This window comes from Nakamurella alba (assembly GCF_009707545.1).
Taxonomy (GTDB): Bacteria; Actinomycetota; Actinomycetes; order Mycobacteriales; family Nakamurellaceae; genus Nakamurella; species Nakamurella alba.
Genome location: NZ_WLYK01000009.1, coordinates 204397 through 220952 on the forward strand (window position 1 = coordinate 204397; position 16556 = coordinate 220952).

Below are 16556 nucleotides of genomic sequence, written 5' to 3' on the forward strand. Positions count from 1 at the left end.
CTCAGGTCCGGGGCCAGACCACCGGGAAGAGCGGGTGGTCCATGGGGGCGCCGGGCGGGAGCACGCCGAGCAGGTCGTCGAAGGGCGGCGAGGTGCGCCAGTCCCGCGGGGCGTGCCGGGCGTCGTCGGCGAGGTAGCGCAGGGACAGCACCCGGCGGCGGCCGGCGAACGGGAAGCCGGGGGCGCCGTGCACCGTGAGGAAGTCGAAGAAGATCGCGTCGCCCGGCTGCATGTCGTACTGCCGCAGGGCGAAAGCCCGGCGGTCGGCCTCGATGTCGGGCAGTTCGTCGAGGGTGCCCTCGGGGAACCACTTGGCCTTGCCGTCCAGGAAGGTCCGCGGCATCAGCCAGGGGCCGTCGTGGGTACCGGCGGCGAGCTCGAGGCAGCCGGCCCTGGGCACCGGGTCCACCGGGATCCAGGCACTGACACCGTGACCGTCGACGTTGTAGTACGGCTGGTCCTGGTGCCACGGGGTGCGCTGCCGGGTTCCGCCCTCCTTGACCAGCACGTGGTCGTGGTAGAAGCGGACCTCCGGGGTGCGGAGCAGTTGGGCGGCGAGAGCCGGGACCCGCGAGGAGAGAGCGAGCTGCTCGATCTCCGGGGCGTCCTGCCAGCGCCGGAAGTCCTCCACGAAGTGTCCCGGGTCGTTCACGCCGCTGGCCACGATCGCCAGCATCCCGGGGTCGGCCAGGACGCGCTCGATACCGGCTGCCGCCGTGGCGATCTCCCCCGGGTCCAGGACGCCGCGGACGTGCAGCACCCCGTCCCGCCGATACGCCTCGACCTGCTCGGCGGACAGTTCCAGGGCCGTCGTCATGCTCGGATCCTAGGGCCGGGGCGGCGGAGGGGCCACGGCCGGAGATCGCAGGCGGAGGTCGCCCGCGAGTCGGGTCGCCCGGGGGCCGTTGTTGACGCGGCGGGTCGATCACCGGGCCGGTCGCAGCAGGTCGGTCAATGGAGTCGGCCGCAGCAGGTCCGGTAGCCGCTGCACTACTCCGACACGAGATGTGGATGGAATGGATTCGTCCTCGCCCATTCTCTTCTCACCCCCATCCCCGCGCCGGGCGGTGCCGAGTCCACATGTGTGCTCAGAACGGCGGGGGGTCGTCGTCGAGGTCCTCGGTCTGCCAGGCGGGTTCCCACTCGCCGGGGTCGGTGACGGCGGGTGGGGGTCTTCGGGTGGTCCGGCCGAGCGCGCTGACCAGCGTCGCCGACCGGTCGTCGTGTTCGGTGATGGTCCAGGCGGTCAACGTCTTCAGGCGGTGATGGAACCGGCAGAGCGGTCGGAGGTTGCGCAGGGTCGTCTTGCCGCCGGCGGCGGGATTGTCGTGGTCGAATGGTTCGCCGTGGTCGATGTCGCAGCGTTCGGCTTTGCGGTTGCAGCCCACCCAGGAACAGGTCTGGGTGAGGAGCATGACTTTGCGGCGCAGGCTCCCGGGTGGGACGTAGACGCGGTCGGACACGCCGACGGGCGCTCCCGTCTCGGGGTCGATCACGAGCAGGGTGATGGAGTTGGCTGCCTTGAGGAGTTGGCGGGCGAGGTCGGGTGAGATGCACCCGAATCCGGACATGTCCCCGGGGTGGTCGGCCAGTCCGGCGAGGGCTTCGAGGGAGATGGTGATGACGCCGTTCCAGGGCAGCGCCGGGTTGACGGCGCGGTCCTGCCACACCGGAGCTCTCCACTTCGGTGCGGACGGGCGAGGTGTGTCGGGGTCGTCGAACCGGAAGGGATCGAACGGAGGCGGGTCGCCGTCCTCTGCGTTGCCGATGCTCTCGCCGCCTTGCGGGTTGCTCGTCGGATCGGCGTCGCAATCGCCGACGCCGCGCTCAGGGTTGCCCGGCGCATCGGTGTCGGGTGGCTCGGATTCTGAACATCCGATGCCCTCCTGGGCCACGGGATGTTCAGAATCGGAACGGTTCTCGGGCTCCGAACCTGCCTCGACATCGTCGCCTCCTAGCTGTGAGTCGGTGGCTCCGACGGCGTGGCCGTCAGCATCGGCATGAACATCTGCATCTGCATCGGCATCGGCATCGGCCGTATCGTCGTCTCCGTCGGCATTAAAGTCGGCGGCCTGCTCGGCCGCACGGTTGGTGTCGCGGCCGCTACCCACCGGGCCGCCGTCGCCGGCCTCGTCGGCATCGCCGTCGACGTTCGCGCCCACCGGGTTCTCGACGGTGTCAGCGGCTTCAGAGTCGGCAGTCGCACCGGTACCGACGCTGTGGGTGTCCATGCCGGCGAGATCGGTGTCGACACTGCTGGCTCCGGACAGGTCGTCGTCCGGCTCGGTGCTCGCGGTCTCGTCGGCGTTGTCGCCCGCGTCGGCGACGTTGGAAGCCTCGCGGTCCGCCTCCTCGACGCCGGGCTCATCCTCTTCGTCGTCCCCGGGCGCCATGGCATCACCAGCGACGTCACCCGAATCTTCGGCCGCGGTCTCGTCGGCGATGTCATCAGCAACACCTTCATCGACGACACTTTCATCGACGACGTCCTCGAACTCATCGTCGTCGTCGGGCATATCGCCGCCGGCCGCGACGTACGCGGCGGCGGCGAGGATCTCGCGCAGGTCGATGGAGCCGTGGGCGTGGAGCTGTTCGAAGATCGCGGCGAACGCATCGGCCCGGCACTGCTCCAACGTCCGTCCGCCGGCGCTGCCCATGGTGCGGGCGATCTGGTCCACCAGCTGCTGCACCAACTGCGCGTTCTCCGCGGTGAGGTCGGCATAGAAGCGGGCCATCGCCCCCTCGAGGTCGTACCGGCCGGTGCGCCGGTCATTGAAGGCCCGCTTCTCCGCCGCGGCGGCGTCTTCGGGCTCAAGGTCGGTGATGATCCGCTTGAGCAGGGGTTCCAGCTTCGCCGGCGCCCGCCCGGGTGCGACCTTCAACGCGCGGCGCTCGTACTCGCACAGCAGGGTCTGGTCGCGCAGCTTGCAGGCGTACTTGTGGATCATCGACGCGCGGGTCTGGTCCAACACGCCTTCGCGGAGCAGTGCCAAGGTGTCGGGGAGTTCCTCGACCAGGTCGATGGCCCGCTGCACATAGATCGACCCCGACTTGGGCGAGAGCACCAGCGCCGCCGCAAGTTCCCCACCCGCCATGTCCCGCCGGGCCTTCGCCTTCTCCAGCGTGTCCATCAGGTCGAAGAACTCGGCCGTCGAATCCGGGTTCGACGCCCGCAGATCGTAGATCCGCTCCGACGCAGAGTCCTCACCCGCAGCGGAGTTCTCACTCGCGACATTGTTCTCACTCGTGGAGGCGCCTTCCCCTGTCGCGGTGTTCTCATCGTCGGAGGCGTCACCACCGGCGGAGGTGGACGCATCCGCAGCGGTGCTCCCACCCGGCACACCATGTCCATCCGCAGCGGCGTTCTCATCGTCGGAGGCGTCGCCACCGGCGAAGGCACCTTCCCCTGTCGCGGTGTCCTGGCCCGCGTCGGTGCTCTCACCCCCGGACGCATCGCCGCCTGCGGAGGTGCCCTCACCAGCAGAGGCATTCTCACTCGCGGCCGAGTTCTCGTCCGCAGCGGCATCTCGTCCTGCGGTCCTGCGCTTAACCGGGTGCTTGAGCAGGCCCTCGGCGGAGGGGATCACGCCGGGCTCCGCGAGACGGGCCATCCAGCCCTGCAGCACAGCCTGCAGGTAGGAGATCGCCTGGTACCCCGCGGCGATCCCGTCGATCACCTTCCGGCCGGACAGCTCGGCAGGATCAAGGGTGGACAGCGCGTGCAGGGCGTCCTCGGCGCGGCGTGCTGCCGGCGCCGTCTCCGACGCTGCTGTCATGGTTCCCACCCCGTTCGCTTCCGTCATCTGACTTGCGAGACCTGCTGCGCCCACCTCCCCCCGGAGGTCGCTCATCTCAGAGTAGCAGTTTGACAAGCGGTTTGGAACACTTGTTCGCGACTACTTCGCTCTGCAACCATGTATCAACCGACCGTGGTCACGGCTGGACAGCATTCGCCGAGACGAGGGAGATGGTCCGCTCCGCCGATCCGCACTCGTCCGAGATGCCCTGTCATCGGCCACTCTCGAGGTCACCTGTGAGCATGCCCGACCACACCGACAGCCGATCGTTCTGCGTCAGGAACACCGACAGCGACACGCGTGGTCCGCAGGTGACGACCGGAGCACCCGGGCGGTACGGCCCTGAGCCGCGCGCAACAGAGCTGAACCGCACCACAGGCCCTCGTGCCCCAGTACCGGCGCCCTTCCCCGAGGCAGGAGGACACTGGCACCATGGAGATCAGCGAAGCCCTCGACTTCATCCGCTCGAACGACCGCACGGTGCTGTCCACGAAACGGAAGGACGGCCGTCCGCAGCTGTCGCCGGTGAACTCCGGGGTGATCGGCGGGCAGGTGGTGATCTCGAGCCGGGAGCCACTGGCCAAGGTGCGCAACATCATCCGGGACCCGGAGGTGTCGCTGCTGGTCTTCACGAACAACTTCTTCGGACCATGGGTGCAGATCGACGGCACGGCGGAGGTGGTGCACCTGCCGGAGGCGATGGAGCTGCTGGTGGAGACCTACCGGGCCATCGGGGGCGAGCACCCGGACTGGGACGACTACCGCGCCGCGATGATCCGCGACCGGCGCGTGGTCCTGCGGATCACTCCGGAGCGCGCGTCCGGCCAGGTCTGAGCGCACCAGCGCCGGCCCCACCACCCGACACAGAACCCGGACCAGAGCCCGCGACACCCAGCCACCACCGCGGAGCCGCGGCCAGCATCACCGCCACGGCATCGTCGACCGGCAGCACCATTCCGCCCGCCAACCATGCCTCCACCGCCGCCACGGTGCCACCGGCGGCGTACGACACGGTCATCGCGAACACCGCCGGGTCCTCGAGATCGATGTCCTCCGGCGCGATCCCGGGATGCCGCTTCAGGTGCCGGGCCAGGATGTCGGCGCTGACATCCAGCAGCACCTGCCGCAGCCGGCCGCTCAACCGACCGCCCGGCGCCTGCCGGTAGACCGCTGCGTGATCGCGGACGTGCCCGATCAGCACCCGGGCCGGCGCCGCGAAGACGCTCTCCCCCGACCCGCTGCCCGCCGGGAGCTCACGGAACACCCCGAGCGCCCCGGCCAGCTCCTCGTGCAGCGACCGCGCCAGCAGGTCCACCGGGTCGTCCGCGTGCCGGTAGAAGGTGTCGCGACTCACCCCGGCCGCGGCGGTGATCTCGGTGACGGAGATCGACTCGATGTCCCGCTCCGCCGCCAGCCGGTAGACCGCGTCGGCGAGCGCGGCCCGGGATCGGCGCGCCCGTGGGTCCATGTGGTGCAGCCTACAGTCTGCGACACCTGTCAGACAGGCGTAGTCTCGCAGTACTCGGCCGGTGCGGCCGCGGACACGTCGAAGACGACACGGAGGAACTGAACATGCGCGCGGTGAAACTGGTCTCGCCCGGCAAGATGGAACTGCAGGAGGTCGAGCGGCCGGTTCCCGGGCCGGACGAGGTACTCGTCCGCATCGCCGGCGCCGGCCTCTGCCACTCCGACCTGCACGTGCTGCACATGGGCGAGGAGTGGCCGTTCTTCGGTGGCACCGTCGGTCACGAGGGCAGCGGCCGGGTGGAGTCCTGGGGTGCCGACGTCGACGGGTTCGCCGAGGGCGACGCGGTGCTGGTCAGCGTGGTGTGGGCGTGCGGCCACTGCAGGGCCTGCGTCGAGGGCCGGGACAACGCCTGCGAGGTCAACGGCAGCCGCCACATGTTCCCCACCACACCGGGTCTCGGCCCGGACGGCGCGATGGCCGACTACATGGTCACCAAGGCTCGTTACCTGGACAGGATCGGTGATCTGGACCCGGTCGCCGCCGCCCCGCTGGCCGACGCCGGCGTGACCCCGATGCACGCGATCAACTCCGCGCGCAGCCGGCTCACTCCCGGTTCCACCGCCGTGGTCATCGCGGTCGGCGGCCTCGGGCACATGGGCCTGCAGATCCTCAAGGCCACCACCGGCGCCCGGATCATCGCGGTGGACAACGACGAGAGCAAGCTGGCCATCGCCCGCGAGCACGGCGCCGACCTGGTGCTGAAGAGCGACGCCGACACCGCGCAGCGCATCCTGGACGAGACCAACGGCTACGGTGCCGATGTGGTGTTCGACTTCGTCGGTGTGCAGCCGACCGTCGACCTCGCGACCAAGGTCGTCTCCCCCGAGGGCGCGCTCCGCTTCGTCGGGCTGGGTGGCGGCACGTTCACCTTCGGCGCCGACTCCAACACCGCAGTGCTGCCCTGGGGCGTCAACGTGCAGCGGTCCTACGGGGGCACCCGCGCCGACCAGCTCGAGGTCATCGCGCTGGCCCAGCAGGGCAAGATCGCCGTCGAGACGGTCACCTACCCGCTGGCCGACTTCCAGCGCGCCTTCGACGATCTCGAGGCCGGGAAGGTGCCCGGACGGGCCATCCTGGTCCCCTGAGCACCTGACCACCGGCACCGCCGGTCACGCCGCGCCCGTCACCCGGGCCGGCGGGACCGGCGGTCGGCGGTTCCGCAGCAGCCGGAGCCCGAGCAGCGCGAGAACAGCAGCGGCGCAACAGAAACCGACCACCAGCAGGGTGGTCGCACCCCAGCCGGCCCGCTCGAACACCAGCCCGGCGATCCAGCCGCACAGCGCGGTGCCGGTGAGCCAGGACAGCTGGTAGAGCGCGGTCGCCTGGGCCCGGCCGAGCTGGGCCCGCCGGCCGGACAGCCCGCTGGCCACCGGGTGTGCGGAGAAGCAGCCGACGGTGAACACCACCAGACCGAGCAGGATCAGTGGCAGCGACTCGAACAGCATCAGCAGCATCCCGGCCAACATGGTCAGGATCCCGGCGAGGATGACCCGCAGCGGCCCGTGGCGGGTGGCCAGCAGCGCCGACACCCGGGACGCGGCAGTCCCCGCCAGGTAGGCGATGAAGATGAAACCGACCACGGTGGTGGGGATGTCGAACGGTGGCCGGACCAGCCGGAAGCCCAGGTAGTTGTAGACCGCGGCGAACGATCCCATCAGCAGCAGACCCTGCGCGTAGAGGCCCATCATCATCGGGTCACGCAGGTGGAACAGCACCCGGACCGGCAGCGGGTGCGGTTGCGGCAGGTTCGGGGTGAAGCCACGCGGCGGCGGGATCACCAGCACGAAGACCACTCCGGCGATGGCGCAGAGCCCGGCCACCACCAGCAGACCGGCACGCCAGGACCAGGTCTCGGCGATCGGCCCGGCCACCAGTCGGCCGACCACACCGCCGAAGGTGTTGCCGGCCACGTACGTCCCAGCGGCCAGCGAGACCCACCGGCCGCCGAGTTCCTCGGTCAGGTAGGCCACCGCCACCCCGGGCACCGCACCGAGCGCCAGCCCGGTCAGCCCGCGCACGGCCACCACCCCGGCGAAGGACGGCATCAGCGGCGCGACCAGGGACAGCGCCAGCGCGGCGAACAGCGAGATCTGCATCGCCCGGATCCGGCCGATCCGGTCGGCCGCCCAGGCCCAGGGCAGCACCGAGACGGCCAGCCCGATGGTCGCCGCCGACACCGAGAGTGCCGCCGTGGACGGCTCGATACCCAGGTCCCGGCTCACAGCAGGGAGGACCGCCTGGGCGTCGAAGATCTGCGCGAACGTGGCGAACCCGGCGGCGAACAGGCCCCAGCTGATCCGCCGGTACTCCGGTTCGCCGCGCTCGTAGCCGCGCCAGGCCTGCCCGGCCCCGACCGCGCTCACTCGGCGTCGGACAGGAACGTGACCCCCTGCGCCAGCGGCAGTGCCGACGAGTAGTTGACGGTGTTGGTGGAGCGGCGCATGTAGGCCTTCCAGGAGTCGGAGCCGGACTCGCGCCCGCCACCGGTCTCCTTCTCGCCGCCGAAGGCGCCGCCGATCTCGGCGCCGGAGGTGCCGATGTTGACGTTGGCGATCCCGGTGTCGGCGCCGTCGTCGGCGATGAAGCGCTCCGCCTCCTGCTGGTCCCGGGTGAAGACGGCCGCCGAGAGTCCCTGCGACACCGCGTTGTTCAGCGCGATGGCCTCGTCGAAGTCGTCGTAGGTCAGCACGTAGAGGATGGGCGCGAAGGTCTCTTCCAGCACGATCCCGGCCTGCTCGGGCATGTCGACGATGGTCGGCATCGCGAACACCCCGGAGAGTCCGTCCACGGCGACCAGGTTCCCACCGGCCAGCACCTCGCCGCCCTGCCCGACCGCCGCCTCGACCGCGGCCCGAAAAGCGTCGCCGGCCTTTGCGGAGATGAGCGGCCCGACCAGGGTGCCGCTGTCGAAGGGATCACCGATCGGCAGCCGGCTGTAGGCGGCGGTCAGCTTCGCCAGCACCTGCTCCTTCACCGAGCGGTGCACGATCAACCGGCGCAGCGAGGTGCAGCGCTGGCCCGCGGTGCCGGCGGCGGCGAACACCACGCCGGTGGTGACCAGCTTCAGGTCGGCGCTCGGGGTGATGACGGCGGCGTTGTTGCCGCCCAGCTCCAGCAGGGTCCGGCCGAACCGGGCCGCCACCCGCGGGCCGACCTCGCGGCCCATCCGTACCGAGCCGGTGGCGCTGACCAGGGCCACCGACGAGTCGTCCACCAGCGCCTCGCCGACGGCGCGGTCACCCAGCACGACCTGCGAGATGTCCGGCGAGTGGCCGGATTCGACCAGCGCCCGTTCCAGCAGCGCCGCGGAGCCGAGCGCGGACAGCGGGGCCAGCTCGGAGGGCTTCCACACCACCGAGTCGCCGCAGACCAGCGCGACGGCGGTGTTCCAGGCCCAGACCGCCACCGGGAAGTTGAAGGCGGAGATGACCCCGACCACGCCGATCGGGTGCCAGGACTCGGACAGCCGGTGCCCGGGCCGCTCACTGGCGATGGTGCGGCCCCACAGCTGGCGGGACAGACCGACCGCGTACTCGCAGATGTCGATCATCTCCTGGACCTCGCCGCGGGCCTCGGAGACGATCTTCCCGGTCTCCACGGTGACGATGTCGGCCAGCGTGTCCTTGTGCTCGCGGAGCAGCTCACCAAGCCGGCGCACCACCGCGCCGCGCTGCGGTGCCGGCACCATCCGCCAGTCCCGCTGCGCGGCCGCCGCCCGCTGCACCGCCGCCGCGACACCGGCGGCATCGGTGGCGGCCAGCTCGAACAGCGTGCCGCCGGACAGCGGGCTGCGGGTCGGCACCCCGGTGCCGACCGGGACCGCCGCGCCGAGGGTCGCCAGCCGGGCCAGCACCTTCTCGGACAGCTCGAGGGACAGGACGTCGGCGGCGGTGGTGGTGGTCATCGGTGTGTACTCCTTGCGATCTGTGCTTCACGGACCAAGCAGGGCGGGATCTCAGATCACCGCGAGTTCGTGCGCGAGACCCGCACCGCCACCGGAGAACCGGTCCGCGGAGAACCGGCTCACGTCGGTGAAGGGTGCGCGCCCGGCGTACAGGTCGGCGACGACCTCGCCGACCGCCGGGCTCTGCAGCACGCCGTGTCCGGAGAAGCCGGCCGCGTACAGGGTACGGAACGCCCCGCCGGTCGCCTCGCCGATCACCGCGTTCCGGTCCGGGGTCATCTCGTACAGCCCGGCCCATCCGGACTCCACCGGCATCGCGGCCAGCTCCGGGGCCCGCTCGGCGGCGAACGCCCGGAACCCGGCCAGCCAGCCCTCGTCCCAGTCGGTGCCGAAGCCCTCCGGTTCGGCCTGGTCGGCGAACCCGAAGAGCAGTCGGTCCGGCCCGACGTTGTGGAAGTAGCCGGTGGTGGCGGCGTCCAGGGTGAACGGAATCAGCGGCGGGGTGCCGGCCGCCCCCGGGGCGGTGAACGCCAATTGGCGGCGCAGCGGCCGCACCGGCAGGTCGATGCCGGCCAGCGCGCCGACCTCACCGGACCAGGCGCCCGCGGCGATCACCACCGCCCCGGCCCGCATCTCGCCGGCCGGGGTGTGCAGCAGGGCCTCGCCGTCGGCGGCCGCGGTGATCCCGCTGACCGGGGTGTACTCGTGCATCGTGGCGCCGTGCCGGCGGGCGAGATCGGCGAAACCGCGGATCATCCCGGCCGGCCGCAGATGTCCGGCCATCGGCGAGAACTGGCCGGCCAGCACGGATCCCGCGGGGACGTAGGGGTTCAGCCGGTGCACCTCGGCCGGGTCGACGACCGCCGAGTCCACCCCCATCGAGCGCTGCAGCGCGGCGGCCGCGGCGTACCCCTCGACCTGCTGCTCGTCGGTCAGCAGGAACAGGTACCCGCACTGCACGAGATCGATGTCCACGCCGTACCGCCGGCGGAACGGCAGCAGGTGCTCGGTGAGCGACCGCAGGCCCAGCGCGATGTTGGTCTCGTCCGAGAACTGCGCGCGGAACCCGCCGATGGGTTTCGCGGATGAACCGCAGCCCAGGGTCTGCTTCTCGAGAAGTGCGACAGAAGCGCCGTTCTCGGCGAGACGGGCGGCGATGGAGGTACCCATCACCCCGCCGCCGATCACCGCGACGTCGACCCGCGTGGGCAGGGCGGTCACGCTGATCACGCCGCCGACCCGGCCGAGACGAAGACCGCGACGCACTCCACGTGGTGGGTCTGCGGGAAGCAGTCGAAGGCCCGCAGCGAGGCCAGCGCGTACCCGGACTGCAGCAACACCGCGGTGTCCCGGCCCAGGGCGGCCGGGTCGCAGGCGACGTAGACGATCGTCCTGGCACCACGGCCGGCCAGCGCGCGGCAGAGGTCCTGGCCGGCACCGGTTCTCGGCGGATCGAGGACGATCGCGTCGACCGTGCCGTCGATGCCTGCGACGGCTGCGGCGACATCGCCCTGGACGACCTGGACACCGGGCAGCGTCCCCACGTTCTCCTGCGCAAGCGCGCTGGCCGTCCGATCGCCCTCCACCGAGACGACCGTGCCGGTGTCGCCGACACACCGGTGCAGCACCTCGGTGAACAGGCCGACCCCGCCGTAGAGGTCCCAGGCCCGCTCCCCGGCCCCCAGCCGCCCGCCCAGCGCCTCCCGCACCGCGCCGGCCAGGGTCTCGGCGGCCGCCGGATGCACCTGCCAGAAGCCGTCCGCGGCGACCGAGAAGTCCCGACCCACCGCATGTTCGGTGATCCGCTCGACGTCAGGTCCGTGCTCCCAGACGGCGTGGGTACGGCCGCCGGCGTCCCGGGTGAGGGTGACCTCCGGCAACACCGGGCGCGAGCCACGACCGCGGCCGCGGTGGGGGGCCCGGGCGGCAGCGGCGCGGAGCAGGGACATCGGCGGCTCGGTCACGGTGGCGAGGTCGCCGAGGCCGTCGGCGGCGATCAGGCATGGCGCGGTGCGTCCGACCGGGACCACCCGGTGCGACCGCTGTGCACGCGGGCCGATCCGGCCCTCCGGGTCCAGCGCCCAGCGGACCCGGGTCCGCCAGCCGAACCCGTTGCCCGGCAACGCCTCCACGGTCACGGACCGGTTGATCCCGGCCAGCCGGTGCAGCTGCTCGGCGACCACGTCCGCCTTCCACCGCAGCTGGCCGTCCGGGGAGACGTGCTGCAGATCGCAGCCACCGCAGGCGGCGGGACCGTAGTGGCTGCAAGGGGCCTCGCGCCGGTCCGCCGACGGCTGCAGCACCTCGACCACCTCACCCCGGCAGAACGACCCGCGGCGCACCTCGGTCAGCCGCACCCGGACCCGCTCCCCCGGCAGGGCGAGCCGGACGAAGACCACCCGGCGGTGGTAGCGCGCGACGCAAATGCCACCGTGCGCGACCGGACCGATCTCCAGGTCCACCAGCTGGCCGACCTCGAGCGTGTCGGCGACGTCCTCTTCGACCGACATCACTCGCCGTCGCCACCGAGATCGGCGCCGCGGGTGCGTCGCGGCCGGGGCTCGGCAGCGGCCGGGGGCGCCGGCTGGTCGCGGCTGAGCCGGGTGCGGTTGCGGGTGTCGGCCCGGGCGCCGCTGTTGCGGCCGCCGCTGGTCACCGACCGGCCGTCCGGCTGCATCCGGGCCAGGTCCTCGGGCTGCGGGGCGCCCGGCATCCGGGCCCGTAGCGGGAACTCCCGCTCGGCCCGGGCGCGGATCCGCCGGTCCAGTGCATCGGACGAGGACAGCTGCCACGGCACGGATGTCACCATCACACCCGGGGTGAACAGCAGCCGGCCCTTGAGCCGCAGCGCCGACTGGTTGTGCAGGATCTGCTCCCACCAGTGACCGACCACGTACTCCGGGATGAACACCGCCACCACGTCCCGCGGCGAATCCTTCCGGGTACGCCGCACGTAGTCCAGGATCGGCTTGGTGATCTCCCGGAACGGCGAGTCGATCACCTTCAGCGCCACCGGGATCTGCCGGTCCTCCCATTCCTGGGCCAGCGCCGAGGTGTCCTTCGGGTCGACGTTGACAGTGACCGCCTCGATGGTGTCCGGCCGGGTGGCCCGGGCGAAGGCCAGCGCCCGCATCGTCGGCATGTGCAGCTTCGACACCAGCACGATGGCGTGCACCCGGCTGGGCAGCACCATGTCGTCCTCGTCGGCGGCGATCTCCATCGACACCCGGGTGTAGTGCCGCTTCACCGCCTTCATGGTCACGAAGATGACCGCCATCGCAACGATCGCGATCCAGGCACCCGCCAGGAATTTCGTGATCAGCACGATCACCAGCACCACTGCAGTCATGGTGAAGCCGATGCCGTTGATGGTCTGGCTGCGCCGCATCCGGGTCCGCGCCTTCGGGTCCTTCTCCGTGGACAGCAGCCGGTTCCAGTGCTTGATCATCCCGGCCTGGGAGAGGGTGAAGGAGACGAAGACGCCGACGATGTAGAGCTGGATCAGCTGGTTCACGTTGGCCTGGAACGCGATCACCAGGACCAGCGCCACCACGGCGAGGAAGACGATCCCGTTGGAGAAGGCGAGCCGGTCGCCGCGGGTGTGCAGCTGGCGGGGCAGGTACGAGTCCTGCGCCAGGATCGAGCCGAGCACCGGGAACCCGTTGAAGGCGGTGTTGCAGGCCAGCACCAGGATCAGGCCGGTGGTGAAGGAGACGATGTAGAACGCCACCGGGAAGCCGGAGAACACGGTCTGCGCGATCTGCGCGATCAGCGTCTTCTGGTAGTAGTCGGTGGGCGCGCCGAGCAGCTGCCGCTGCGGGTCCTCGGCGATCTGCGCACCGGTGATCAGCGCCAGCGCCACCAGTCCCAGCATCATGGTGACCGCGATGCCGCCCATCAGGGCCAGCGTGGTCGCCGCATTCTTCGACTTCGGCTTCTTGAAGGCCGGCACCCCGTTCGAGATGGCCTCCACCCCGGTCAACGCCGCGGACCCGGAGGAGAAACCGCGGGCCAGCAGGAACAGCAGCGCCAGGCCGCCGGCGGCGTGCTCCTCCTGCAGGGTGAACGCCGCGCTCTCCGCCTGCATCTCGGCACCGGTGGCCCAGCGGATCAGCCCGGTCACGATCATCACCAGGATGGAGATCATGAAGGCGTAGACCGGGATGGCGAAAGCCGTGCCGGACTCCCGGATCCCGCGCAGGTTCAGCGCGGTGATCACCACGATGATGACGATCGACCAGACCACCGGGTGGGCACCGACCGCGTCGATGGCGGAGCCGATGTTGGCCACCCCGGCCGCGGTGGACACCGCCACGGTGAGGATGTAGTCGACCAGCAGTGCGCTGGCCACCACCAGGCCGAAGGTAGGGCCGAGGTTCTTGGTGGCGACCTCGTAGTCGCCGCCGCCGCTCGGATAGGCGTGCACGTTCTGCCGGTAGGAGGCGACCACCACCAGCATCACCAGCGACACCAGGATCGCGATCCACGGCGAGTAGGCGTACGCGGCCAGGCCCGCCACCGAGAGCGTCGCGAAGATCTCCTGCGGCGCGTAGGCCACGCTGGACAGCGCGTCCGAGGCGAAGACCGGCAGCGCGATCCGCTTCGGCAGCAGCGTGTGTGCGAGCTTGTCGCTGCGGAACGGCCGCCCGACGAGCAGCCGCTTCGCGGCGGAGGTCAGCTTGGACACGTGCGCAGCGTACGTCCCGCGGATGGCGCCGGAGGTGGTGTCCCCGGCGGGTCCGGGCGGGTAGGTTCACATCGATCGACAGGGCCGGTTGCTCGAGACCGTGAACGGAAGGGTGCCCGGGCGTGCACATCGTGATCATGGGGTGCGGTCGGGTCGGTTCCGGCCTGGCCCGGGCACTGGCCAAGGCCGGGCACTCGGTGGCCATCATCGACCGGGAGCCCGCCGCGTTCCGCCGGCTCGGCCCCGACTTCCACGGGCAGCAGGTGCAGGGCGTCGGCTTCGACCGCGACACGCTGATCGCCGCCCGGATCTCCGAGGCGCACGCCTTCGCGGCGGTGTCCAGCGGCGACAACTCCAACATCATCGCCGCCCGCGTCGCCCGCGAGCAGTTCGGTGTGGAGACGGTCGTCGCCCGGATCTACGACCCGAAGCGGGCCCAGGTGTACGAGCGGCTCGGCATCCCGACGGTGGCCACCGTGCCGTGGACCACCGACCGGCTGCTGCGCGCGGTGGTGCCGGACGGGCTGATCAGCGAGTGGCGGGACCCGTCGGGCACGATCACCGTGGTCAACATCCCCTACCACCGTGGCTGGATCGGCCGCGGCCTGTCCGAGCTGGAGAGCCATCTCGGTGTGCGGGCCGCGTTCGTCGTGCGGTTCGGCACCGGACTGCTGCCCACCCGCGACACCGTCGTCCAAGAGGGCGATCTCATCTACGCCGCCGTGTTGTCCGCGGAGACCCAACGAGTCGCCGACCTCGCCGAGGTCGCTCCCGACGAGGCAGGTGCCTGATGCGGATCGCCATCGCCGGAGCCGGCTCGGTGGGCCGCTCCATCGCCGGTGAGCTGGTGGAGAACGGCCATCACGTGATGCTGATCGACCGGGATCCCGGCGCGATCAAGCCGGAGCGCATCGAGCAGGCCGAGTGGGTGCTGGCCGACGCCTGCGAGGTGACCTCGCTGGAGGACGCCGGGCTGCAGACCTGTGACGTGGTCATCGCCTGCACGGGCGACGACAAGGTCAACCTGGTCGTCTCGCTGCTGGCCAAGACCGAGTTCGCGGTGGGCCGGGTCGTCGGCCGGGTCAACGACCCGCGCAACGAGTGGCTGTTCAACGAGTCGTGGGGCGTCGACGTCGCCGTGTCCACGCCGCGCATCCTGGCCGCGCTGGTCGAGGAGGCCGTGACCGTCGGCGATCTGGTCCGGCTGTTCACCCTGCGCCAGGGTCAGGCGAACCTGGTCGAGGTGACCCTGCCGCCGACCACGTCGATCGCCGGCCGGCCGGTGCGCGACCTGAACCTGCCGCGGGACGCGGCGCTGGTGACCATCCTGCGCGGTGGCCGGGTCATCGTGCCGCAGCCGGACGAGCCGCTGGAGCCGGGCGACGAGCTGCTGTTCGTGGCCGCCACCGAAGTCGAGGACGCGGTCCGCGAAGCACTGATGTAGCGCGGGGCACCGCAGGAGGGCTCAGGCCTGCTTGCGGGAGAGCCAGCCGGGCAGCTTCATGCCGGTGGCCCGGCCGACGATGAGCACGGTGGCCAGGATGGCGAGCAGGAACAGCGGGTAGCCCATGGCGATCCGGGCCGCGGCCAGCCAGCCGACCTGGTCGTCGGCGTAGAGCCACTGCTGCACGACGAACCGCAGGGCGAACACGGCGGTCCAGACCAGGGTGGCGTAGTCGTACAGCCGGACCAGCCGCTTGTCCTCGCGCCAGACCTTGCCGCGGCCGTTCAGCGATTCCCAGATCACCCCGACCAGCGGCCAGCGGACGATCACCGACAGCAGCAGCACGCCGCCGTAGACCACGTACGACCAGATGCCGAGCAGGAAGAAGCCCTTGGCGTCACCGGTGCGGTGCGCGATGAAAGCGGCGACACCGACGGCCACCAGACCGCCGATCGCCTGGGTGACCGGCTTCTTCCGGACCAGCCGGAGGATCGCGATGACGACACCGGCGGCCAGCGCGGCGCCGATCGCCCAGCCGAGCGAGGTGATGGCGTTGACGATGATGAAGACGACCACCGGCAGGCCGGAGTCGACCATGCCCATCGGGCCGCCCATCTGCTCCCACAGTGTTGGAGAAGGCGGGGTGGGCGTCGGCCGGCGGTCGGGCTCGGCGCCGGCCTGCGGCTCGGGGGGCGGGACCGTCACGCGTGCGCCGGGAGCAGTTCGTAGTCGGGGTTGTAGATGACCTTGTGGCCGTCGCGCAGGGCCAGCCGGCCCTTCGCCTTCACGGTGCGGCCGGTCTCGACGCCCGGGATGGACCGGCGCCCGAGCCAGATCAGCTGCACCTCGTCGGTGCCGTCGTAGAGCTCGGCGACCAGGGTGGCCAGCGCGTCGGTGGGCCGGAGGTCCACGGTGCGGAGCCGGCCGAGTACGGCGACCTGCTGGCCCTGCCAGCAGCCGGCGGCGTGCTGGCACCCGGAGGCGTCGACCTCCGAGGACAGCTGGTCGGCGTCGACGGTCTCGTCGTCCGTGACCAGCTTCTTGAACCAGCGCCCGATGGACGTGCTCATGGCTGTCTTCTTCCGTGCCCGGCGGGGACGCCCGCGCCGCCGTGGCGTGGGCCGGGATCCAGCGTAATCACGTCCGGGCGTTCCGGAGAACGGTTCGGTCGCGTGGGTCCGGGCGGACGTGTCACA

Annotated in this window: 14 protein-coding genes; 4 read left to right on the forward strand and 10 right to left on the reverse strand. The window is 71.2% G+C overall.

From position 1 onward, the window contains the following. Position 1: 1 nt before the first annotated feature. Together GIS00_RS21065 and GIS00_RS21070 are read right to left on the reverse strand one after the other, a co-directional pair. Positions 2-817, reverse strand: a complete 816-nt coding sequence (locus GIS00_RS21065; RefSeq protein WP_154770414.1) for a phytanoyl-CoA dioxygenase family protein — start codon at positions 815-817, stop codon at positions 2-4. 271 nt (positions 818-1088) lie between these two features. After that, positions 1089-3776, reverse strand: a complete 2688-nt coding sequence (locus tag GIS00_RS21070; protein ID WP_196073393.1) for a DUF222 domain-containing protein — start codon at positions 3774-3776, stop codon at positions 1089-1091. Positions 3777-4229: 453 nt separating this feature from the next. On the opposite strand from GIS00_RS21070, the gene GIS00_RS21075 reads away from it, so the two are divergent. Next, positions 4230-4631: a PPOX class F420-dependent oxidoreductase gene (locus GIS00_RS21075; protein WP_154770416.1), complete on the forward strand. Its 402-nt coding sequence runs from the start codon at positions 4230-4232 to the stop codon at positions 4629-4631. Here GIS00_RS21075 and GIS00_RS21080 read toward each other — a convergent pair. After that, positions 4600-5265, reverse strand: coding sequence for a TetR/AcrR family transcriptional regulator (locus tag GIS00_RS21080; RefSeq protein WP_154770417.1), 666 nt, complete (start codon positions 5263-5265; stop codon positions 4600-4602). The two genes, GIS00_RS21075 and GIS00_RS21080, sit on opposite strands and share 32 nt — an antisense overlap. Before the next feature lie 104 nt (positions 5266-5369). Between GIS00_RS21080 and GIS00_RS21085 the strand changes: the two genes are divergently transcribed. Then, positions 5370-6410 carry an NAD(P)-dependent alcohol dehydrogenase gene (locus tag GIS00_RS21085; RefSeq protein WP_154770418.1) on the forward strand — a complete coding sequence of 347 codons (1041 nt, stop codon included), beginning with the start codon at positions 5370-5372 and terminating at the stop codon, positions 6408-6410. A 24-nt stretch (positions 6411-6434) separates the two neighbouring features. Here GIS00_RS21085 and GIS00_RS21090 read toward each other — a convergent pair whose 3' ends face one another. The 5 genes from GIS00_RS21090 to GIS00_RS21110 are packed head-to-tail and all read right to left on the reverse strand — an operon-like array spanning position 6435 to position 13916. Next, the gene (locus GIS00_RS21090; protein ID WP_322098241.1) at positions 6435-7688 is read right to left on the reverse strand and encodes an MFS transporter; all 1254 of its coding nucleotides are present in this window, start codon (positions 7686-7688) and stop codon (positions 6435-6437) included. Then, positions 7685-9229 carry an L-piperidine-6-carboxylate dehydrogenase gene (gene amaB, locus GIS00_RS21095; protein WP_154770420.1) on the reverse strand — a complete coding sequence of 515 codons (1545 nt, stop codon included), beginning with the start codon at positions 9227-9229 and terminating at the stop codon, positions 7685-7687. The genes GIS00_RS21090 and amaB overlap by 4 nt, the downstream gene beginning before the upstream one ends. A 51-nt stretch (positions 9230-9280) precedes the next feature. Further along, positions 9281-10459, reverse strand: a complete 1179-nt coding sequence (locus tag GIS00_RS21100) for an NAD(P)/FAD-dependent oxidoreductase (protein ID WP_322098242.1) — start codon at positions 10457-10459, stop codon at positions 9281-9283. After that, on the reverse strand, positions 10456-11739 hold the full coding sequence (locus GIS00_RS21105; RefSeq protein WP_154770421.1) for a class I SAM-dependent RNA methyltransferase: 1284 nt from the start codon (positions 11737-11739) through the stop codon (positions 10456-10458). The genes GIS00_RS21100 and GIS00_RS21105 overlap by 4 nt, the downstream gene beginning before the upstream one ends. After that, positions 11739-13916, reverse strand: coding sequence for an APC family permease (locus GIS00_RS21110; protein ID WP_322098243.1), 2178 nt, complete (start codon positions 13914-13916; stop codon positions 11739-11741). Before GIS00_RS21110 ends, GIS00_RS21105 begins: the two co-directional genes overlap by 1 nt. 122 nt (positions 13917-14038) lie before the next feature. On the opposite strand from GIS00_RS21110, the gene GIS00_RS21115 reads away from it, so the two are divergent. Both GIS00_RS21115 and GIS00_RS21120 read left to right on the forward strand, forming a co-directional pair. Continuing rightward, on the forward strand, positions 14039-14707 hold the full coding sequence (locus tag GIS00_RS21115; protein ID WP_322098244.1) for a potassium channel family protein: 669 nt from the start codon (positions 14039-14041) through the stop codon (positions 14705-14707). Beyond that, positions 14707-15360 (forward strand): potassium channel family protein, encoded by a 654-nt coding sequence (locus GIS00_RS21120; RefSeq protein WP_154770422.1) that lies wholly within the window; start codon positions 14707-14709, stop codon positions 15358-15360. The genes GIS00_RS21115 and GIS00_RS21120 overlap by 1 nt, the downstream gene beginning before the upstream one ends. Before the next feature lie 21 nt (positions 15361-15381). Here the strand turns inward: GIS00_RS21120 and GIS00_RS21125 are convergent, their stop codons facing one another. Both GIS00_RS21125 and GIS00_RS21130 read right to left on the reverse strand, forming a co-directional pair. Then, positions 15382-16065, reverse strand: a complete 684-nt coding sequence (locus GIS00_RS21125; RefSeq protein ID WP_322098245.1) for a DUF3159 domain-containing protein — start codon at positions 16063-16065, stop codon at positions 15382-15384. After that, the gene (locus GIS00_RS21130) at positions 16062-16430 is read right to left on the reverse strand and encodes an OB-fold nucleic acid binding domain-containing protein (RefSeq protein ID WP_154770423.1); all 369 of its coding nucleotides are present in this window, start codon (positions 16428-16430) and stop codon (positions 16062-16064) included. Before GIS00_RS21130 ends, GIS00_RS21125 begins: the two co-directional genes overlap by 4 nt. Between the last annotated feature and the right edge of the window lie 126 nt (positions 16431-16556).

What these genes read in the sequence shown, in the direction of transcription:
- GIS00_RS21080 (WP_154770417.1), bottom strand. Translation starts at nt 5,265, where the DNA reads ATGGACCCACGGGCGCGCCGATCCCGGGCCGCGCTCGCCGACGCGGTC.
- amaB (WP_154770420.1), bottom strand. Translation starts at nt 9,229, where the DNA reads ATGACCACCACCACCGCCGCCGACGTCCTGTCCCTCGAGCTGTCCGAG.
- GIS00_RS21075 (WP_154770416.1), top strand. Translation starts at nt 4,230, where the DNA reads ATGGAGATCAGCGAAGCCCTCGACTTCATCCGCTCGAACGACCGCACG.
- GIS00_RS21120 (WP_154770422.1), top strand. Translation starts at nt 14,707, where the DNA reads ATGCGGATCGCCATCGCCGGAGCCGGCTCGGTGGGCCGCTCCATCGCC.
- GIS00_RS21105 (WP_154770421.1), bottom strand. Translation starts at nt 11,739, where the DNA reads ATGTCGGTCGAAGAGGACGTCGCCGACACGCTCGAGGTCGGCCAGCTG.
- GIS00_RS21130 (WP_154770423.1), bottom strand. Translation starts at nt 16,430, where the DNA reads ATGAGCACGTCCATCGGGCGCTGGTTCAAGAAGCTGGTCACGGACGAC.
- GIS00_RS21070 (WP_196073393.1), bottom strand. Translation starts at nt 3,776, where the DNA reads ATGACAGCAGCGTCGGAGACGGCGCCGGCAGCACGCCGCGCCGAGGAC.
- GIS00_RS21065 (WP_154770414.1), bottom strand. Translation starts at nt 817, where the DNA reads ATGACGACGGCCCTGGAACTGTCCGCCGAGCAGGTCGAGGCGTATCGG.
- GIS00_RS21085 (WP_154770418.1), top strand. Translation starts at nt 5,370, where the DNA reads ATGCGCGCGGTGAAACTGGTCTCGCCCGGCAAGATGGAACTGCAGGAG.